The following is a 16,679-nucleotide window of genomic DNA, read 5'->3' as shown; positions in this document are numbered from 1 at the left end:
GTCCGCCTCCTCGGCTCGGGGCCCCGGCGCCGGGCTACTGCTTGTCGAAGCGCGGGGTGTCCTGCGGCTGCTGCTGGGACTGCCCCTGACCGGTGCCGCCCTCGATGGCCTGCTGCGGGGAGCCCCCGGCCAGCTCGGCCTTCATGCGCTGCAGTTCCAGCTCTACATCCGTACCACCGGAGAGCCGGTCCAGCTCGGCCTGGATGTCGTCCTTGGCCATGCCGGAGGGGTCGTCGAGGGCGCCGGAGGCGAGCAGCTCGTCGATGGCGCCGGCCCGGGCCTGGAGCTGGGCGGTCTTGTCCTCGGCTCGCTGGATGGCCAGGCCGACGTCGCCCATCTCCTCGGAGATGCCGGAGAAGGCCTCACCGATGCGGGTCTGGGCCTGCGCGGCGGTGTAGGTGGCCTTGATGGTCTCCTTCTTCGTCCGGAAGGCGTCGACCTTGGCCTGCAGGCGCTGGGCCGCCAGGGTGAGCTTCTCCTCCTCGCCCTGGAGGGTGGTGTGCTGCGTCTCCAGGTCCGTCACCTGCTGCTGGAGGGCGGCACGGCGGGACAGCGCCTCACGGGCCAGGTCCTCGCGGCCGAGCGCGAGCGCCTTGCGGCCCTGGTCCTCCAGCTTGGAGGACTGCTGCTGCAGCTGGTTGAGCTGGAGTTCCAGGCGCTTGCGGGACGTCGCCACGTCGGCGACGCCGCGGCGCACCTTCTGGAGCAGCTCGAGCTGCTTCTGGTACGAGTAATCGAGGGTCTCGCGCGGGTCCTCGGCCCGGTCAAGGGCCTTGTTCGCCTTCGCGCGGAAGATCATCCCCATACGCTTCATGACACCGCTCATGGGCTTCGCGCGCCCCCTTCTGACGGACTCCAGCTCACAGATCCTGCGACAGGACCCACAGTACGGGCCCTGCCTCCATTACCGCACTGTTCGGGCGGTGATGCGCTCATCCCCAAGGACGACCGTGGACGGTACCGCTCCGGCGCAGGGAGTAGGTGATCCCCCACCCGGACCCCGGCGGAACCTCCCCGGAAACGTCCTGTCTGTCCCCTACAGACGCCCGGCGTTGCGGGATCGTTCCCCGCCGGACTGTGGTCCATGCCGGTGAAGCCCGTACCCTTGGGTTTTGTGTTCCGTAGCCGTGCCAAGGAAGAGAAGGCCCCGACCGCCGACAAGGCGCAGGTGACCCTCTCCAAGCAGACCCGTGACCCGCAGGCCCCGAAGGGCAGGCCCACGCCCAAGCGCAGTGAGGCCCAGTCCCAGCGCCGCAGCGTCGCCCAGACGCCGACCAACCGCAAGGACGCCGTCAGGCGTCAGCGTGAGGACCGGCGCGAGGCGATGGCCCGCCAGCGCCAGGCGCTGGCCAGCGGCGACGAGCGCTATCTGCCGGCCCGTGACAAGGGTCCGGTCCGCAAGTTCGCCCGTGCCTGGGTGGACTCGCGGTTCAACGTGGCGGAGTTCTTCCTGCCGCTCGCCGTGGTGATCCTCGTGCTGAGCGTGGTGCGGGTGCCGTCGATCCAGAACATCGCGCTGCTGCTGTGGCTGGTCGTGATCGTGCTGATCGTGCTCGACGCGGCGGTGAGCGGCTTCCGGCTGCGGAAGCGGCTCAAGGAGCGGTTCCCGGACCAGAACACGCGCGGCGCGGTCGCCTACGCCCTGATGCGTTCCCTGCAGATGCGCCGGCTCCGCCTGCCGAAGCCGCAGGTCAAGCGCGGAGAGCGGCCCTGAGCGCAGACGCTTTCACCGGGGGTGCGGCCGATGCCTGGCTGAACAAGCTGGGCGGCCTGCGTGATGTCGTACGACAGGAGCTGGTGGCCCGGCAGCTCGACGAGCAGATAGCCGGGCGGTTCCCCGTCGGGCAGCGGCTGCGGGTGCTCGACGTGGGGATGGGCCAGGGTACGCAGGCGCTGCGGCTGGCCCGCCTCGGCCACCAGGTCACCGGCGTCGAGCAGGACTCGACGATGATCGCCACCGCGCGCGCGGCCCTCGCCGGGGAACCGGAGGGCATCCGCGCCCGGGTCCGGCTGGTGGAGGGCGACGGGCGGGACACCGGCGTGCACTTCCTGCCGGGCAGCTTCGACGTGGTGCTGTGCCACGGGGTCCTGATGTACGTCGAGGAGCCCGACCCGCTGGTGGCCGGTCTGGCCCGGATGCTGGCGCCCGGCGGACTGCTGTCGCTCCTCGTGCGCAACGGCGACGCGCTCGCCGTGCGGCCGGGCCTGTCCGGCGACTGGGCCGGCGCGCTGGCCGCCTTCGACACCACCGCCTACCGCAACCGTCTCGGCCTCGACGTACGGGCGGACCGGCTGGCCTCCCTCACCGCCACGCTCGCCGGTATCGCGGCCCCGCTGCACGCCTGGTACGGCGTCCGGGTCTTCACGGACACGGCAGCGGACGACGCGGAGGTTCCCGAGGACCTCGGGACCCTGCTCGCGGTCGAGGAGCGGGCCGGGCGCACGGACCCCTACCGGGGCGTGGCGGCACTGCTGCATCTGTGCGGCGTACGGGGCTGAACCCGGCGGGGACGGCCGGGCCCGGGGCGCGCGGGCCGCGCGGAGGGCCGCCGCCCGGGGGCCGGCCGCCCGTCCGCACGTCCCGGAGCGGTCTACGCCCCTTCGGCGTTCAGGCTCATCGGCCCGTAGATCTCGGACTGCTCCTCGAACAGCCGCACCTGCTCGGCCCCGCCCTCGAGCAGCGCCTTCCAGTGCTCGCCGATCCAGGACTCGGCATCCCCCTGCGTGGTGAACTCCTCGGGTTGCACCGCGGGCTGGACCTCCGTCCCGTCGGCCTTCTCGAACCGCCACGTCCATGCCGTCATATGGGCCTCCTCGTGATCCAACTCCTGCTCGCAGCGTATGCGCTCCGCGGGGTCGGCCGTTAGAGGCCCCGGACGCTCCGCGGGCGCGTGGTGACGCCCCCGGGGGGCCGCCGGTGCGCGGGAGCCGCGTGGACGGGCGAAAATCGGTCGCGTGGAAATCACTCTGCTCGGTACCGGTGCCCCGGCGGGTCTGCCTCGCCCCGACTGCCCCTGCGCCGTGTGCGCGACCGCGCTGGGACCGGACGCCCGGGCGGCGACCGCACTGCTCGTGGACGGGGCGCTGCTGCTGGACCTGACGCCGGGCGCGGCGTTCGCGGCGGCACGGGCGGGGCATTCGCTGGGCGGGGTGCGGCAGGTGCTGCTGTCGCACCCGCACGACGGTCCCCCGGTGGAAGTGCCGGCCGGACTGCCGCAGCCCGTGCGGGTCCCGGACGGACGGGAGTTGACGCTGCTGACGGGTCATCGGGTACGGGCCGTGGCGATGGACGCGGGCGGCACGGGGTACGCGGTGACCGGGCCGGACGGGCAGCGGCTGCTGTACCTGCCGCCGGGCGGGGCCCCGGCGGGCCTGGAGGAGGCGACGGCGGAGTCGTACCACCTGGTCCTCGCGGACGTGGTGGGCCGCCCGGACGCGCTGGCCCGGCTGCGGGCGGTGGGTGCCGTCGGTCCGACGACCGATGTGCTCGCCGTCCACCTCGACCACGACGTGCCGTCCGGCGCGGAGTTGCGGCGGCGGCTCGCCGCGGCCGGGGCGCGGGCGGTGCCGGACGGTACGACGGTGGTGGCCGGTGTGTACGAGGACGTGCCGGACGTGCCGCGCCGGACGCTGGTGCTGGGCGGGGCGCGCTCGGGGAAGTCGGTGGAGGCGGAGCGGCGGCTGGAGTCCTTCCCGGAGGTGCTGTACGTGGCGACCGGCGGGACGCGGGGCGGGGACACCGAGTGGGCGGAGCGGGTGGCGGTGCACCGGGACCGGCGGCCCGGGTCGTGGCGGACGGCCGAGACCACGGATCTGGTGCCGCTGCTGGCCGAGGACGGGCCGCCGCTGCTGATCGACTGTCTGTCGCTGTGGCTGACGGACGCCATGGACGCGGTGGGGGCCTGGGACGACGCGGAGTGGGCGGGCGGCGGTGAGAAGGCACTGCGGGAACGGGTGCGGGAGGTGACGTCGGCCGTGCGCCGTACTCGGCGGACGGTGGTCGCGGTGTCCAACGAGGTCGGTTCCGGCATCGTGCCGGCGACCGCGTCCGGCCGGCGGTACCGGGACGAACTGGGGCGGCTGAACGCGGCGTTCGGGGCGGAGTGCGAGCACGTGCTGCTGGTGGTCGCGGGTCAGGCGCTGGTACTGCGGGGCTGAGCGGGCGGCGTGGCGAGGCGGCGGTCCTTGCGGGCGACGACGCGGTACGCGTTGGAGAGCGGGGTGCGGCGCAGCAGCGGGGCCAGGCTCCGGTCCACGGCCGCGGCCAGCGCCTGCACCGGGGTGGCCGCCTCCCGCAGCAGCGGGTGGACATGGGCCACGGCCAGGGCGACGGCCGCCGACAGGTCGTAGGGCAGGTGCGGATCCCGGCGGTCCGTGACGAGGACCGTGCAGCCGAGGCTCTCCAGTTCGGCGCGGAGGTTGGCCCGCGGCGGCAGGTGCAGGTGGCGGGGCTGGCCGTGGGGCAGCCACCACCTGCCGAGCAGGGTGGCGAGGCCGCACCCCGGGTCCGGGAGCTCGACGATCAGGTGGCCGCCGGGGCGCAGCGCGGCGAGGGCGGCGCGGAGTTCGGCGCGCGGGTCGGGGGCGTGCTGGAGCTGGTGGAACATGCTGACCACGTCGTAGCGGGCGCGCAGCCGGGCCGTCATGCCGGGGGTCGTGAGGTGGCCGCGGTGGGCCTCCTCGATCCGGCCCTCCCGCCGGGCCTGCTCCACGCGGTCCGTGGGGTCGAGGCCGTCGAAGCTGGTGTAGGGGAAGAACTCCTTGGCCGCCGCGGGGAAGTGGGCGTGACCCGTGCCCACGTCCAGCCAGCTCTCCGGTTCGGGCAGGGCCGACAGGCGGTACGCGGCGGTGCGGTGCCGGCGGCGGAGCGTGCGGGCCGGCACGATCCGGGCGGTGAGCTCCTCCAGCTGCCTCTCGTAGAAGTCCCGGTGGAAGAAGGCGAAGCCCTCGGCCGTGAGGCGGGGGTTCTGGAAGACGTGGCCGCAGTCGGCGCAGGCGTCGAGGCAGTAGAGCCCCGGCCGGTGGCGCAGCGGGTCGGACGCGCGCAGCCGGGTGCGCAGCCGTACGGAGCCGCACCAGGGGCAGTTCCCGCGGCGCGGCTCCAGGAACGTGTCGGTGGTGTCCGGGGTGACGTTGGTGACGTACGGCGTGGGGGGCGTGCTCGGCATGGCGGCTCCCTGTGCGACATTCCGCTGCAAACCGGAACGTATGGGATGCCGGTGGTGGGTGCAACGACGTCGTCGCGGCGTGGTGGCCATGTGGCGCCGGGGCGTTCGTTCCCGGGCGGTACTGTTCGGCGAATGAGCAGGATTGATCTGGACGACTTCACCGATCTGATCGAGCGCCCGGACGGGGGCGTGCGCCGTGACGCCGAGGCCCGGCGGGAGCGCCAGATCGTGCCGCCCGGGGCCCTGGGGCGGCTCGACGAACTGGGTGAGTGGCTGGCCGCCGCGCAGGGCGCCGTACCGGTACGGCCGGTCGAGCGGCCGCGCGTGGTCCTCTTCGCCGGTGACCACGGCATCGCCGAGCTGGGTGTCTCGGCGCGGCCGGCGGGCGGTGCGGAGCAGCTGGTGCGGGCGGTGCTGGAGGGCGCGAGCCCGGTCGCGGTGCTCGCGCGGCGGCTGGAGGTACCGGTACGGGTCGTGGACATGGCCCTGGACTGCGATCCGGCCGGCTTTCCGGAGGACGTCGTACGGCACCGGGTACGGCGGGGCAGCGGCCGGATCGACATCGAGGACGCGCTCACCCTGGACGAGGCCGAGGCGGCGCTGCGCGCGGGGGTGGCGCTCGCCGACGAGGAGGCCGACTCGGGCACGGACCTGGTGGTGCTCGGCGACATCAGCGTGGGCGGGACCACGCCGGCCGCGGTGATCGTCGCCGCACTGTGCGGGACGGACGCGTCCGTGGTGACCGGGCGCGGCGGGCTCGCCATCGACGACCTGGCGTGGATGCGCAAGTGCGCGGCGATCCGTGACGCGCTGCGGCGGGCCCGGCCGGTGCTCGGGGACCAGTTGCAGCTGCTGGCGACCGTGGGCGGGGCCGACCTCGCGGCGATGACCGGGTTCCTGCTGCAGTGCGCGGTGCGCAAGCTGCCGGTGATCCTGGACGGGGTCGTGGCCGCCGCGTGCGCGCTGGTCGGACAGCGGGTGGCCTTCCGGGCGCCGGACTGGTGGCTGGCCGGCCATGCCAGCGGGGAGCCGGGACAGGCGAAGGCGCTGGACCGGATGGCCCTGGAGCCGCTGCTGGAGCAGGGCGTGAAGGTCGGCGAGGGCACGGGCGCGCTGCTGGCGCTGCCGCTGGTCCGGGCCGCCGCGGCCCTGGCGGCGGAACTCCCCGAGCAGCCGGAGCCGGTCGCCCCCGAGGAGCCGAAGGAGCCGGACACGCCGACGGCCGAGTAGCCCGCCGGCCCGGCACCGCCGCAACCCGCGGCGTCCGGCACCGGCCGACACGGCGGGAGGAAGCTGCCCGACCGGGCCCCGTCGAAGCTCCCTGGCACCGGCCCGACGCCGGAGCGGCGGCCCCCTTCCGGTACTCCGGCAGCGGGCCCGGGCCGGATCGGGCGTGCCACCACACCCGGCGGGTACGGCCGGGTTCGTCAGGGCATCGCCCATATGATCCTCGCCTATGGGAGATGCCCGATTTGCCGTGCAGCCGGAAGCCGAACCGGGGCGTCCGAGCGAGGAGGGGCGGCGGTCCACCGGGACTTCCCGGCGCGCCGCCGCCGTCGCCGTCTGGTATCTGCGGACCGTCGCCTTCGTCAACTTCCTCAGCGCCGTGTGGGTCTCCCTCGGCCAGGACGTGCGCCGGCACAACCAGGACGACTTCTTCACCCCGTACCTGCTGACCGCCGGCTTCGCCTCGGGGGTGTTCACCGCGTTCCTGGCGATCACCATGCGGCGCCGCAAACGGGCCGCGTGGATCCTGAACCTCGTGCTCAGCGGCGCCTTCCTCGCCCTGTTCGCGTTCGCCATGGCGTTCCCGGAGATCCGGCGGTACCCGCAGAACTGGATCTCCCTGGCGCTGACGGCCGCGTTCGTCGGCGCGCTGCTCGCCGGCCGCGGTGAGTTCTACGCCAAGGGGGACCGGTCCAACCCGCGGCTCGCGGCCACGGTCGCCGTCGGCGGCGGACTGGCCGCCTCCCTGCTCGCCGGACTGCTGGTGACAGTCACCGACCGGGCGCCGGACGCGGCCCGTTCGACGTTCCTGGAGCGCTGGCACTACGGCACCCTGCGGCTGGTGTCGGTGGCAGCCGAGGAGTCCACCTTCCCCGGCATCGACCCGCCCAACTGGGCGAACGTGGCGGTCAACGTGCTCAGCACGGCCCTGGTCCTCGCCGTGTTCTACGCCGCGTTCCGGTCCCGGCGGGCCGTCGACCCGCTCACCGAGGACGACGAGAAGCGGCTGCGGGCCCTGCTCGAACGGCACGGGGAGCGGGACTCGCTCGGCTACTTCGCGCTGCGCCGGGAGAAGAGCGTGGTGTGGTCGCCGACCGGGAAGGCGGCCGTCGCCTACCGGGTCGTCGGCGGGGTGAGTCTGGCGTCCGGGGATCCGCTCGGGGACCCGGAGGCCTGGCCCGGGGCGATCCTGCCGTGGCTCGCGCAGGCGCGGGCGCACGGGTGGATCCCGGCCGTGATGGGGGCGAGCGAGGAGGCCGGGACGGTCTACGCCCGGTACGGCCTGGACGCGCTGGAGCTCGGTGACGAGGCGCTGGTGGAGATCGCCGAGTTCACGCTGGAGGGACGGGCCATGCGGACCGTCCGGCAAGCCTGCAACCGGGTGCGGCGGGCCGGGTACCGGGTGCGCATCCGGCGGCACGAGGACATCCCGGCGGACGAGATGGCGTACCTGCTGGAACGCGCGGACGACTGGCGGGACGGGGCGACCGAGCGCGGGTTCAGCATGGCCCTCGGCCGGCTCGGCGACCCCGATGACGGCCGCTGCGTGATGCTGGAGTGCACGGACGGCGAGGGCCGGCTGCGGGCCCTGCTCTCCTTCGTGCCGTGGGGCCCGAAGGGGCTGTCCCTGGACCTCATGCGGCGCGACCGGGACTCCGACAACGGGCTGATGGAGTTCATGGTCATCGAGCTGCTGCAACGCTCCGGCGAGACGGGGATCACTCAAGTGTCGCTGAACTTCGCGGTGTTCCGGTCGGTCTTCGAACGTGGCGCACGCCTCGGCGCCGGGCCGGTGCTGAGGCTGTGGCGGTCGCTGCTCAGCTTCTTCTCCCGCTGGTGGCAGATCGAGTCGCTGTACCGCGCGAACGCCAAGTACCGGCCCATCTGGGAGCCGCGGTTCCTGCTCTTCGAGAAGAGCGCGGACCTGCCGCGCATCGGCCTCGGCGCGGCCCGCGCGGAGGGCTTCCTGGAGGCGCCGGGGCTGCCGAAGTGGCTGCACCGCAGGCACCTGGACACGCACCGATAGCCACCGAACAGCCGCACGGACGAGGGACGCTCGATGGGAACGCTCGCCGACTGGGCCCGCGCCGAATGGGGGCTGCTGTACGTCACCGTGCGCGAGCCCCTGCGCACCAGGAACCTGCGGGCGCTGCCGATGACGCTCGGGGCGGTGTGCCTGACGGCCGTCCTGCAGTACGTGCAGAACCAGCCGTGGGGCTTCCGGCTCGTGCAGAACCTGGGCGCCGTACGGGCCGAGGACCCCCTGTGGCCGGCCCTGCTGCGCACTCCCCTGTCGCTCTTCGTGCCGGCGCTCGACCTGCCGGTGTGGGGGGCGCTGGCGCAGATCCTGTTCGTGTTCGGGATCGCCGAGGTGTGCCTGGGCTGGTGGCGGACGCTGGCCATCGCCTACCTCGCCACGCTCGCCGGGACGCTGTACGCGCGCGTGGGCATCGCGCTCGGCCCGCACGCGCCGTTCGGGCTGCCGTGGTCCGACGCCCAGGTGGTGGACACCGGTCCGTCGGCGGCCGTGGTGGGGCTCGCCGTGTTCGTCAGCTGGCGGTACGGCGCGTACCTCACGTCGGCGGCGGTGACCCTGGCGATGGTCGTCGAGGTCCTGGTCAAGGAGAACCTGGCCGGCAAGGAGCATCTCGCCGCGCTGATGGCCGTGGGGACGCTGTGCCTGGCGGTGGCCGTGCGGCACCGGTACGGGCTGTGCACCCCGCGGCGGCCGCGCAACGCTCAGCGGCGGTCGGGCAGCCGGAGCGGGCGGGGGTCGGGCTTGCCGCCGATCCAGTCCTGAAGCGCGCGGCGCGGCCGCGCCCAGCGGCGGTCGTGGCGGTAGGCGCGCAGTGCGGCCTTGGCGCGGGCGCGGGGGCGACGGCCGTAGAAGCGGCGGGCCCACGGGGAGCCGGGGCGGGCGAGCCGGACTGCGCCGACGATCGCGACCAGCGGCACGATCGCGCCGAAGACCGCGATGCGGGTCTTGCCCTTGCCGAGGGCGATGAGCGCGAAGACGAAGTTGCCGGCGATGGTGGCGATGGCGCTGCCGCGGTCCTGGAGTTCGTCCTGGGTCAGGTCGTTGACGCCGAAGGGCGAGAAGCCGGCCAGCAGCAGCAGGACCAGGGCGGCGGTGAGCACGACCACTTCGACGCTCTTGCGGCCCTCCGTGCTCCAGTAGACGTCGTCCAGGTGCAGGATCAGTGCGAACTCGTCGAGGACCAGGCCCGCGCCCATGCCGAAGACGACGGCGGCGACGGGCCCGCCGGCGCCGTGCCGGTCGCTGGCGACCGCGCCGAAGCCGCCGATGACGGTGAGGAGGACCCCGGGGACGACGTGGTGGATGTGCAGCCCGCCCGCCTTGACGTTCCCGAACGGGCCCCTGCCCGCCCGGATCATGCGGGTGATGACCCGGGTGACCAGGAAGGTGACGACGAAGGCCGTGAGGGCGAGCAGGAGGGGGAGCTTGCCCGGCTCCAGGATGTTCCGCTCCCACCAGTGCCCCATATGCGCACCTTATCCCCGGGTGCGGAAGGGGGCCTCGCGACCGCCGGGTAACCTGCGCCGGTGCTCAAGTCCTCCCCTCTCGACGGCCTCCGCTTCGCCTTCGGCACGCTCACCGTGCTGCCCGTCCGGGTGCACCGGTGGGACCGGCCGGCCGCGCGGGGCGGCATGCTCACCGCGCCGGTGGCCGGTCTGGCCGTCGGCGTCCTCTCGGCCGGGCCGGCGCTGCTGCTCCTCTTCCTGGGCGCGGGCCCGCTGCTCGCCGCCGTCGCCTCGGTCGCCGCTCCGGCCGTGCTCACCCGCGGACTGCATCTCGACGGGCTCGCCGACACCGCCGACGGGCTGGGCAGCGGCAAGCCCGCCGAGGACGCGCTGCGGATCATGAAGCAGTCGGACATCGGGCCGTTCGGCGTCATCACCCTCGTGCTGGTGCTGCTGGCCCAGGTCGCCGTGCTGACCCAGCTCTACGGCGGCTCGTGGGCACGGGGCGCGCTGGCCGCCGTCGTCTCGGCGACGGCCGCCCGGCTCGCGCTGACCCTGGCCGCGCGCACCGGGGTGCCGGCCGCGCGGCCCGAGGGGCTGGGGGCGGCGGTGGCCGGGGTCGTGCCGAAGGGCGCCGCCCTGGCCGTGGCGGTGGCCGTGATCGTGGCGGCCGGGGCGGCGGGGGCCTGCCTCGGCGGGTACGACGCCCTGCGCGCCGCCCTGGCGGTGGCCGTCGCCGCGGCCGTCGCCGAACTCCTGCTGCGCCGCTGCACGCACCGTTTCGGCGGGATCACCGGGGACGTGTTCGGCGCCCTGGAGGAGACGGCGGCGACGACGGCGCTCGTGGTACTGGCCCTCGGCCGCTAGGGCCTGTCGTCCGGGCACGCGGTCGGGTGTCAGTGGGCCGGGGCCAGCCCGTGGGGCAGTGTGCCCCAGGGGTGCGGCCCGTCGCCGGGTACCGCGCAGTGCACGCGGGCGCCCCGTTCGCGTGCCGCGGCGGCCACGTCGGCGCCGGCCGGCACGCCGTACACCAGATGGCATTCGAGCGCGCCGCCCGGCGCGGGGGCCGGGACCTGGGCGGGGGTGCGCCGGTACGCCGACCAGGGGCCCTCGAAGGTGACCAGGAGCTCGGCGAGCGCCGCGTACGCGGCGTGCGGCCGGGTGCCGTGGTTCAGCGCGAGGGTCGGGCAGCCGAGGGCCCGGGCGGCCGTGGCCAGCCGTTCGTAGTGCCCGAACTCGCCGATGCCGCTGCTCACCTGGTCCAGGAAGGCGCCCTCGGTGCCGTACCAGGCACGGTGCCGGGCCAGGTCGCGCACGACGTCCTCGTGGGGCCTGCGGGCGTAGCCGGTGTCGACATAGCCCAGCACGGTCACGCCCGCCGTCCGCAGCCCGGCGGCCGTCTCGGCGAAGGCCGCGTCCGGGCGGTCGCCCGGTCCGCTCGCCGGGTTGAGCACCACGCCGTACAGGCGGGGTGCGGCGGCGAGGACGGCCGCCCAGTCGGCGGGGCGGACCGCGGGGTGCTCGTAGTAGGGGACCAGCAGGGTGCTCATCGGTGGGCGGTCGCCCTTCCCAGCCGGTGGCAGACCAGCGCCGACTGGGCCGCGGCCGCCGCCGTGTACACGGCGAGGGCGACCACGTGCGGGCGACCCGCGTGTCCGGCCAGGGCGAGGGTCTGGGCGAGCGCGGCGGCGCAGCACACGGCCGTGGCACCGAGGACGGCCCCGAAGGACTGCAGCAGCAGGCCCGTCCACAGCACCACGCCGAGCATGAGCAGTCCGGCGAGGCGAGGACCGGCCGGGGCCGGGGCACCGGGCCAGAGCGCGGTGGTGGCCAGGGCCAGGGCGAGCAGGGCCACGAGGTATCCGGTGAGGCAGCCGGCCAGGGTGAGGACGGTCGCCCGGCGGAAGGCCCGCGGGGTGCCGCTGCCGCGCAGGGCGGCCAGCGCCCCGCTGCGGAAGCGGTACAGCAGCCATTCGGCGGGACCCATGCTGAGCGTGAGCGCCACGGCCGACGGCGCGCCGTGCCCGGCGCCTCCCGCCAGGATGTCGCCGAGGGCCGCGTACAGCACCAGGACGCCGGTGCCGAGCCCGAACACGGCGTAGGGCAGGGAGGCGAGCAGGGCGGGGCCGGGCGCCCGCCCGGGGTTTCCGGCCGCTTTCCCGCGCCCCTTGACGTCCCTGATCCCCCTGACGTCCCTGATCGCCGGAGCGACCTCCAGCAGACCGAGGACGGCCACGGCCGTCAGCGAGGTCAGCAGGAGGGCGAGGGCGGCGGGTCCGGGCAGCGGATGGACCAGGGACACGAGGCCGCCCACCGCCAGCGGGCCGAGCCCGGCCAGGAGGAGCCGTTCGCGGCCCATCACCAGCAGGGCCCCGGACGCGCCCAGGTAGCAGGACTGCCCGGCGGCGAACGCGACCTGGGCAGGATGCCCGGGGCCCGCGACGGCGAGCGCGACCAGGGTGCCGAGCAGCATGCCCGCCGGGGTGCCGGCCAGCAGGCAGCGCCGGGCCGCCGGGCGGTCGCCCAGGCCCAGCCAGGAGTAGGCGCGGTGGGCGAGCCCCTGGTTCCAGGCCCAGCCGCACAGGGCCCCCGCCAGCAGGGTGCGGGTGCCGGCCGGGAGACCGGCGGTGTCGTGCGGGCCGGCCAGGAGCGGGGCGCCGAGCACGTAGGCGAAGCCCGGCAGGGCGAAGAGGACTCCGCGCAGCAGACAGCCGAGCGGGCCGATCCGCCACGGGTCCGCGGGCGGGCCGTCCGGTTCGGGATGGCGGCGCGGGGTACGGTCCCAGAGCCGCTCGGCGAGCGCGAAGGAGTCCTCGACGCCGTAGCGCTCGCGTATCCGGTCGTCGGAGAGGCCGTCGGACTCCAGCAGCGCGGCTATCTCGTCGGGGTGGACGGCGGCGGCCACGAACCCGTCCAGTTCGCGGGCGAGTTCGTCGATCGGGTCGGGCCGGGCCCAGCCGGGCCGGCTGCGCTGGCGGGGGATGCCGGACAGCACCCGGTTCTCGTCGCTCACCGGTCGGTCCCCTCCGTCGCGACGGCCGCGTACCACGGGTCGTGCAGCTCCGCGGTCCAGTCGGCCACCGTCTCGACCGCGGGCTCGTACCGCTCGGGCAGGCCCGCGAGTTCCTGGTAGATGGTGCGGAAGTTGTCGACCGAGCGGCGCAGGGTGAACCGGTCGATGACCCGCTGCCGTGCCGACTCGCCCAGTTCCCGGCGCCGTTCGTCGTCCCGGAGGAGGGAGAGCGCGGCGGCGGCCATCTTCTCCGGTTCGCGGGGCGGCACGACCAGCCCGGTGTCGCCGACGGCCTCGCGGACCCCGCCGACGTCCGTGGAGACCGTCGTACGGCCGCAGGACATGGCCTCGATGAGGGAGAACGGGAAGCCCTCGGAGATGGAGGACAGCATCACCACGTGACCGGCCGCGTAGGCACGCCAGACCTCGGTGACGCGGCCCTCGAACGTGAGGCCGTCGGCGACCCCGAGTTCCGCGGCGAGCTTCTCCAGGCGGATGCGGTACTCCTCGCCGCCGGGCGGGACCGGCCCGAAGAGCCTGAGCCGGGTCTCGGGGAGTTCGGCGCGGACGGCGGCGTAGGCGCGCAGCAGGGTCTCCAGGTCCTTGATGGGGTCGACGCGTCCGCACCAGGTGAGGGTCGGTACGGCGGGTTCGGGACCGGCGTGCGGGAAGGCGTGCGGGTCGACGCCGTTGTAGACCGTGCGGATGCGGCCGGCGTCGGCGCCGCCGCGCTCCTCCCAGCGGCGGTTGTACTGGTTGCACGGCGTGATCAGGTCGGCCGCGCGGTAGCCGAGCGAGTTGAGTTCGCGGTAGAAGCCCAGCAGGAACGCCTTCACGGGCCAGCGGTGACCGCCGCCCCGTTGTCCCAGGTAGCGCTCGCGCAGGTAGATGCCGTGTTCGGTGAGCAGGAACGGCACCCCGTCGAGGCGGTGCGCGGCGAGCGCGGGCAGGGTCGCCAGGCCGCTGCTGACGGCGTGGGCCACCGAGTCCACGGGGATGCGCACGCCCAGCGGGCGCAGGGCGTGCTCCAGCAGGTCGGTGGCGGTCAGGGCGTCGTGCACGGTGGGCCCGGCCGCGGCCGTCGGCAGGTGCGGCATCGTCCAGATCCACTGGAGCGAGCGCAACGCGGACTCGGTGCGCAGGGCCGCGGACAGCCGTCCCTCGCGGGCGACGACGGCCAGTTCGTACAGCGCCTCGCCGAAGTCGCAGCGCGCCCCGGGGTCGAGGAAGGACAGCAGGAGACGCTCGTAGGCGTCGGTGAAGCGGCGCCGGTCCCTGCCGTGCGGGGCGCGGGCGCGGCCGGGGCGCGGGCCCCAGGTGGGCACGGTGGTGTGCCGGCGGACGTTCGGCGGCAGCTCCCAGGTGACGGGTTCGCGGCCGCTGCCGGTGAGCGAGACGAGATGGAAGGAGACCTCGGGCATGCCCTTGACGAGCTGGTCGCACCAGGTGCTGACCCCGCCGTGGACGTGCGGGTAGGTGCCTTCGGTGAGCATGGTGACGTGACGGCCGGTGCGCATCGCTGCGCAACTCCCCCCTGTGTCGCGGATGACGTGCGGGGAACCGCGGGCCCCGGATCCGGCTGCGGGTCCGAGGTGGTTGATCGCGCGGTTCCCCGCGCCCCTGCGGGGCGTTGCGCCGTTACGCCAGCTTCAGCGTGAGCGCGGACTGGAGCAGGCCCGGGGCCGTCCAGGCCGAGCGCTGCCCGGCGTAGGCGGTGCCGAACGTGGTGGTGCCCAGCACCTGCTGCTGCTTCGTCCCCTCCGGCGCGGTCACCGGGACCTGGGTGCCGGAGGGTGCCGTGACGGTCACGGTGTTCCCGATCCGGTAGGCGGTGACCTTGCCGGCGTCGAGCGCGGCCTGCCACTTGGCCCGGTTCTGCATCTCGGTGCCGATGGCGCTCTGCCGCAGGTTGACGATCGGGGTGTTCTCGGCGAACAGCCCCTGGTAGTCGGCCAGTACGCGGTCCAGGACCGGGTAGAGGAGGCGGTCCTCGGCCAGGTTGGACTGGTGGGCGTAGTGCGGGCGCGGATCGTTGCTCAGCACGTGCCCGAGGTCGGTGTGGGCCTCGGCGGGCACGATGCCGTCGGTGAATCCGGTGGCCGTGTCCAGCGGCTGGGACAGGCAGGTCGAGGCCGGGTTGTCCTCGCAGATCCCGCTGCCGCCGTCCGCCCTGGACGTGTAGATCCAGTTGTACTCGTCGGCCATCTCGGCCTTGGTGCCCACGTTGTAGTACACGTTCATCGGGTAGCGCGGCACGGTGAGCGTGCCGGTGCCGACGGTCCGCTGCTCGGACTCGCGGGAGTTGTCCGAGGCCGTCCACTTCACTCCGTTGGAGGCGAGCGCGGGACCCAGGTCGGGGTTGTCCTGCGGCTGCTGGGGCAGCGTCTTCAGACCGGAGTGCTCACCGGTGACCAGCTCGCCGCGGTCGACGGACAGTCCGTGCTGGAGCGCCCAGGTGTAGTTGTTCGCGACCTCCCCGGAGATGTCCGAGCGGCTCACCCACTTCGTCGAGCCGTCGGCGTTCTTCGCGCAGCTCCACGGCACGGTCGAGGTGTCCTGGACGCAGCCGAGGAACATGTGGGTGTAGGTGTGGTTCACCCAGCGGTACTTGGCCTTGTCCTTCAGCAGCTGGTCGGTCAGCGCGTCCGTGCCGCCGTTCTCGCTCTTCCACTCCTCGCCGGCGCCCGCGTTGAACACCATGTCCAGGGTGAAGCCGTGGCTCTGCTGCCAGGAGGCCGCGTACTGGGCGTCGGCCGCCGTCATGCGGATCGGCGTCCCGGTGTCCTCGCCGCCGCCCGCGCAGTCGATGTCGCCGGGCGTGCAGTTGCGCTCGGCGTCCCAGCGGGCGTCCGGCGCGAAGACGTCGTCCACGTGCACGGCGAAGTAGTTGCGGGCCTGGCCCAGGTGCACGCCCTGGGTCAGCCACTCGACCATGCCGCGGGCCAGCAGCCGGAACTGCTGCTGGTACTGGTTGTAGGCGAACGTCACCACCAGCTCGCGGCGGCCGTCGTGCGCGTACTCGCCGAGCAGGCTGCCGCTGCCGGTCCCCCCGGGCACGGGCGTGTCGACGTAACTGGTGAAGCCGGTGCGCGGCTGCGCGACGAAGCCGTAACTCTCGTCCACCGACGACGAGTTGTCCTCGAACGAGAACGCCCCCCGCAGATACCCGAACGGGCCCGCCCGGCCGGCCGTGCTGACGGTGGCCGTGCGCCCGTCGAGGGTTCCGGCGTACCCGTTGCTGTCGGTGTAGTCGAGGCCCACCTCGGGGTGGGCCCAGGTGTAGGCGTCGAGCTGCGGGATGCCGTACGTCCTCTCGTACGCCTCCAGAGCCGTCTGCTCGGCCGAACCCGCCCCGAAGGGTGCCTCGTTCGGCAGGACCACGCCCTGGAACTTGGCGCGGGGCCGGCCGCCGACGCTGTCGCTCAGGAAGGTGGCGCTGATCGTGGGACGGCCGGAGTCGCCCAGATCGACGGTGGTGTACGGGATGCCCTCGCTCTTCAGCTGGGCCGTGATCGCGCCGACCGGTCCCGCGCCGTCGTCGACGACCAGGACCCTCAGGTCGATACGCGGGTCGGTCACGGCCGACGCGCCCGGCGCGGCCAGTCCCAGCGTGATGAGCCCCGCGGCCGTCGCGGTGACGCCGGCCGCTCTCCAGCGGTGCGCCCTATGAGCCATGTCAGGTTCCTCCCCCCAGAAGATCCCCGCGCCCGATACGTGACGGAATTGCAGAGGATCAGTGGAAATCTCGCGAATCGGCGGGCAGACGGCCCGCCGGAACCCGACGAGTG

Annotated in this window: 15 protein-coding genes; 7 read left to right on the top strand and 8 right to left on the bottom strand. The window is 74.2% G+C overall.

The genetic code is table 11. The annotated features are described in order from the left end of the window. Positions 1-34: 34 nt before the first annotated feature. Positions 35-826 (bottom strand): PspA/IM30 family protein, encoded by a 792-nt coding sequence (locus ACF08B_RS15435; RefSeq protein ID WP_073893086.1) that lies wholly within the window; start codon positions 824-826, stop codon positions 35-37. A 258-nt stretch (positions 827-1,084) separates the two neighbouring features. Between ACF08B_RS15435 and ACF08B_RS15430 the strand changes: the two genes are divergently transcribed. Both ACF08B_RS15430 and ACF08B_RS15425 read left to right on the top strand, forming a co-directional pair. Beyond that, positions 1,085-1,714: a DUF3043 domain-containing protein gene (locus ACF08B_RS15430; protein ID WP_185091409.1), complete on the top strand. Its 630-nt coding sequence runs from the start codon at positions 1,085-1,087 to the stop codon at positions 1,712-1,714. 83 nt (positions 1,715-1,797) lie between these two features. After that, positions 1,798-2,499: a class I SAM-dependent methyltransferase gene (locus ACF08B_RS15425; RefSeq protein ID WP_392317810.1), complete on the top strand. Its 702-nt coding sequence runs from the start codon at positions 1,798-1,800 to the stop codon at positions 2,497-2,499. A gap of 92 nt (positions 2,500-2,591) precedes the next feature. On the opposite strand, the gene ACF08B_RS15420 is transcribed toward ACF08B_RS15425, so the two are convergent. After that, positions 2,592-2,804 (bottom strand): hypothetical protein, encoded by a 213-nt coding sequence (locus ACF08B_RS15420; protein WP_093478262.1) that lies wholly within the window; start codon positions 2,802-2,804, stop codon positions 2,592-2,594. Between the two features lie 151 nt (positions 2,805-2,955). On the opposite strand from ACF08B_RS15420, the gene ACF08B_RS15415 reads away from it, so the two are divergent. Then, complete coding sequence (locus ACF08B_RS15415; protein WP_392317809.1) at positions 2,956-4,158, top strand: bifunctional adenosylcobinamide kinase/adenosylcobinamide-phosphate guanylyltransferase; 1,203 nt, start codon at positions 2,956-2,958, stop codon at positions 4,156-4,158. Here ACF08B_RS15415 and ACF08B_RS15410 read toward each other — a convergent pair. Then, the gene (locus ACF08B_RS15410) at positions 4,134-5,168 is read right to left on the bottom strand and encodes a class I SAM-dependent methyltransferase (protein WP_392317808.1); all 1,035 of its coding nucleotides are present in this window, start codon (positions 5,166-5,168) and stop codon (positions 4,134-4,136) included. The genes ACF08B_RS15415 and ACF08B_RS15410 overlap by 25 nt on opposite strands. A gap of 132 nt (positions 5,169-5,300) precedes the next feature. On the opposite strand from ACF08B_RS15410, the gene cobT reads away from it, so the two are divergent. The 3 genes from cobT (at position 5,301) to ACF08B_RS15395 (ending at position 9,195) form a co-directional block, all read left to right on the top strand. Then, the gene (gene cobT, locus ACF08B_RS15405) at positions 5,301-6,398 is read left to right on the top strand and encodes a nicotinate-nucleotide--dimethylbenzimidazole phosphoribosyltransferase (RefSeq protein WP_392317807.1); all 1,098 of its coding nucleotides are present in this window, start codon (positions 5,301-5,303) and stop codon (positions 6,396-6,398) included. Positions 6,399-6,624: 226 nt separating this feature from the next. Continuing rightward, positions 6,625-8,421 carry a phosphatidylglycerol lysyltransferase domain-containing protein gene (locus ACF08B_RS15400; protein WP_392317806.1) on the top strand — a complete coding sequence of 599 codons (1,797 nt, stop codon included), beginning with the start codon at positions 6,625-6,627 and terminating at the stop codon, positions 8,419-8,421. Between the two features lie 33 nt (positions 8,422-8,454). Then, a complete protein-coding gene (locus ACF08B_RS15395; protein WP_392317805.1) occupies positions 8,455-9,195 on the top strand; it encodes a hypothetical protein in 741 nt (246 codons plus the stop codon). On the opposite strand, the gene ACF08B_RS15390 is transcribed toward ACF08B_RS15395, so the two are convergent. After that, positions 9,135-9,899 carry a hypothetical protein gene (locus ACF08B_RS15390; RefSeq protein WP_392317804.1) on the bottom strand — a complete coding sequence of 255 codons (765 nt, stop codon included), beginning with the start codon at positions 9,897-9,899 and terminating at the stop codon, positions 9,135-9,137. The genes ACF08B_RS15395 and ACF08B_RS15390 overlap by 61 nt on opposite strands. A gap of 60 nt (positions 9,900-9,959) precedes the next feature. Here ACF08B_RS15390 and ACF08B_RS15385 point away from each other — a divergent pair, with 60 nt between their 5' ends. After that, the gene (locus ACF08B_RS15385) at positions 9,960-10,745 is read left to right on the top strand and encodes an adenosylcobinamide-GDP ribazoletransferase (RefSeq protein ID WP_392317803.1); all 786 of its coding nucleotides are present in this window, start codon (positions 9,960-9,962) and stop codon (positions 10,743-10,745) included. Positions 10,746-10,774: 29 nt separating this feature from the next. Here the strand turns inward: ACF08B_RS15385 and ACF08B_RS15380 are convergent, their stop codons facing one another. The 4 genes from ACF08B_RS15380 to ACF08B_RS15365 all read right to left on the bottom strand — a co-directional run bounded on the left by ACF08B_RS15380 (position 10,775) and on the right by ACF08B_RS15365 (position 16,566). Beyond that, positions 10,775-11,428, bottom strand: coding sequence for a spherulation-specific family 4 protein (locus ACF08B_RS15380; RefSeq protein ID WP_392317802.1), 654 nt, complete (start codon positions 11,426-11,428; stop codon positions 10,775-10,777). Further along, positions 11,425-12,891, bottom strand: a complete 1,467-nt coding sequence (locus tag ACF08B_RS15375; RefSeq protein ID WP_392317801.1) for a hypothetical protein — start codon at positions 12,889-12,891, stop codon at positions 11,425-11,427. Before ACF08B_RS15375 ends, ACF08B_RS15380 begins: the two co-directional genes overlap by 4 nt. Beyond that, positions 12,888-14,408 (bottom strand): GT4 family glycosyltransferase PelF, encoded by a 1,521-nt coding sequence (gene pelF / locus ACF08B_RS15370; RefSeq protein WP_392317800.1) that lies wholly within the window; start codon positions 14,406-14,408, stop codon positions 12,888-12,890. Before pelF ends, ACF08B_RS15375 begins: the two co-directional genes overlap by 4 nt. Before the next feature lie 121 nt (positions 14,409-14,529). Further along, the gene (locus ACF08B_RS15365) at positions 14,530-16,566 is read right to left on the bottom strand and encodes a hypothetical protein (protein WP_392317799.1); all 2,037 of its coding nucleotides are present in this window, start codon (positions 16,564-16,566) and stop codon (positions 14,530-14,532) included. Positions 16,567-16,679 lie beyond the last annotated feature (113 nt).

This window comes from Streptomyces sp. NPDC015139 (genome assembly GCF_043079785.1).
Classification (GTDB): domain Bacteria; phylum Actinomycetota; class Actinomycetes; order Streptomycetales; family Streptomycetaceae; genus Streptomyces; species Streptomyces albidocamelliae.
The sequence above is the reverse complement of the archived record's forward strand: the minus strand, read 5'-3'. Positions and strand labels throughout refer to the sequence as shown.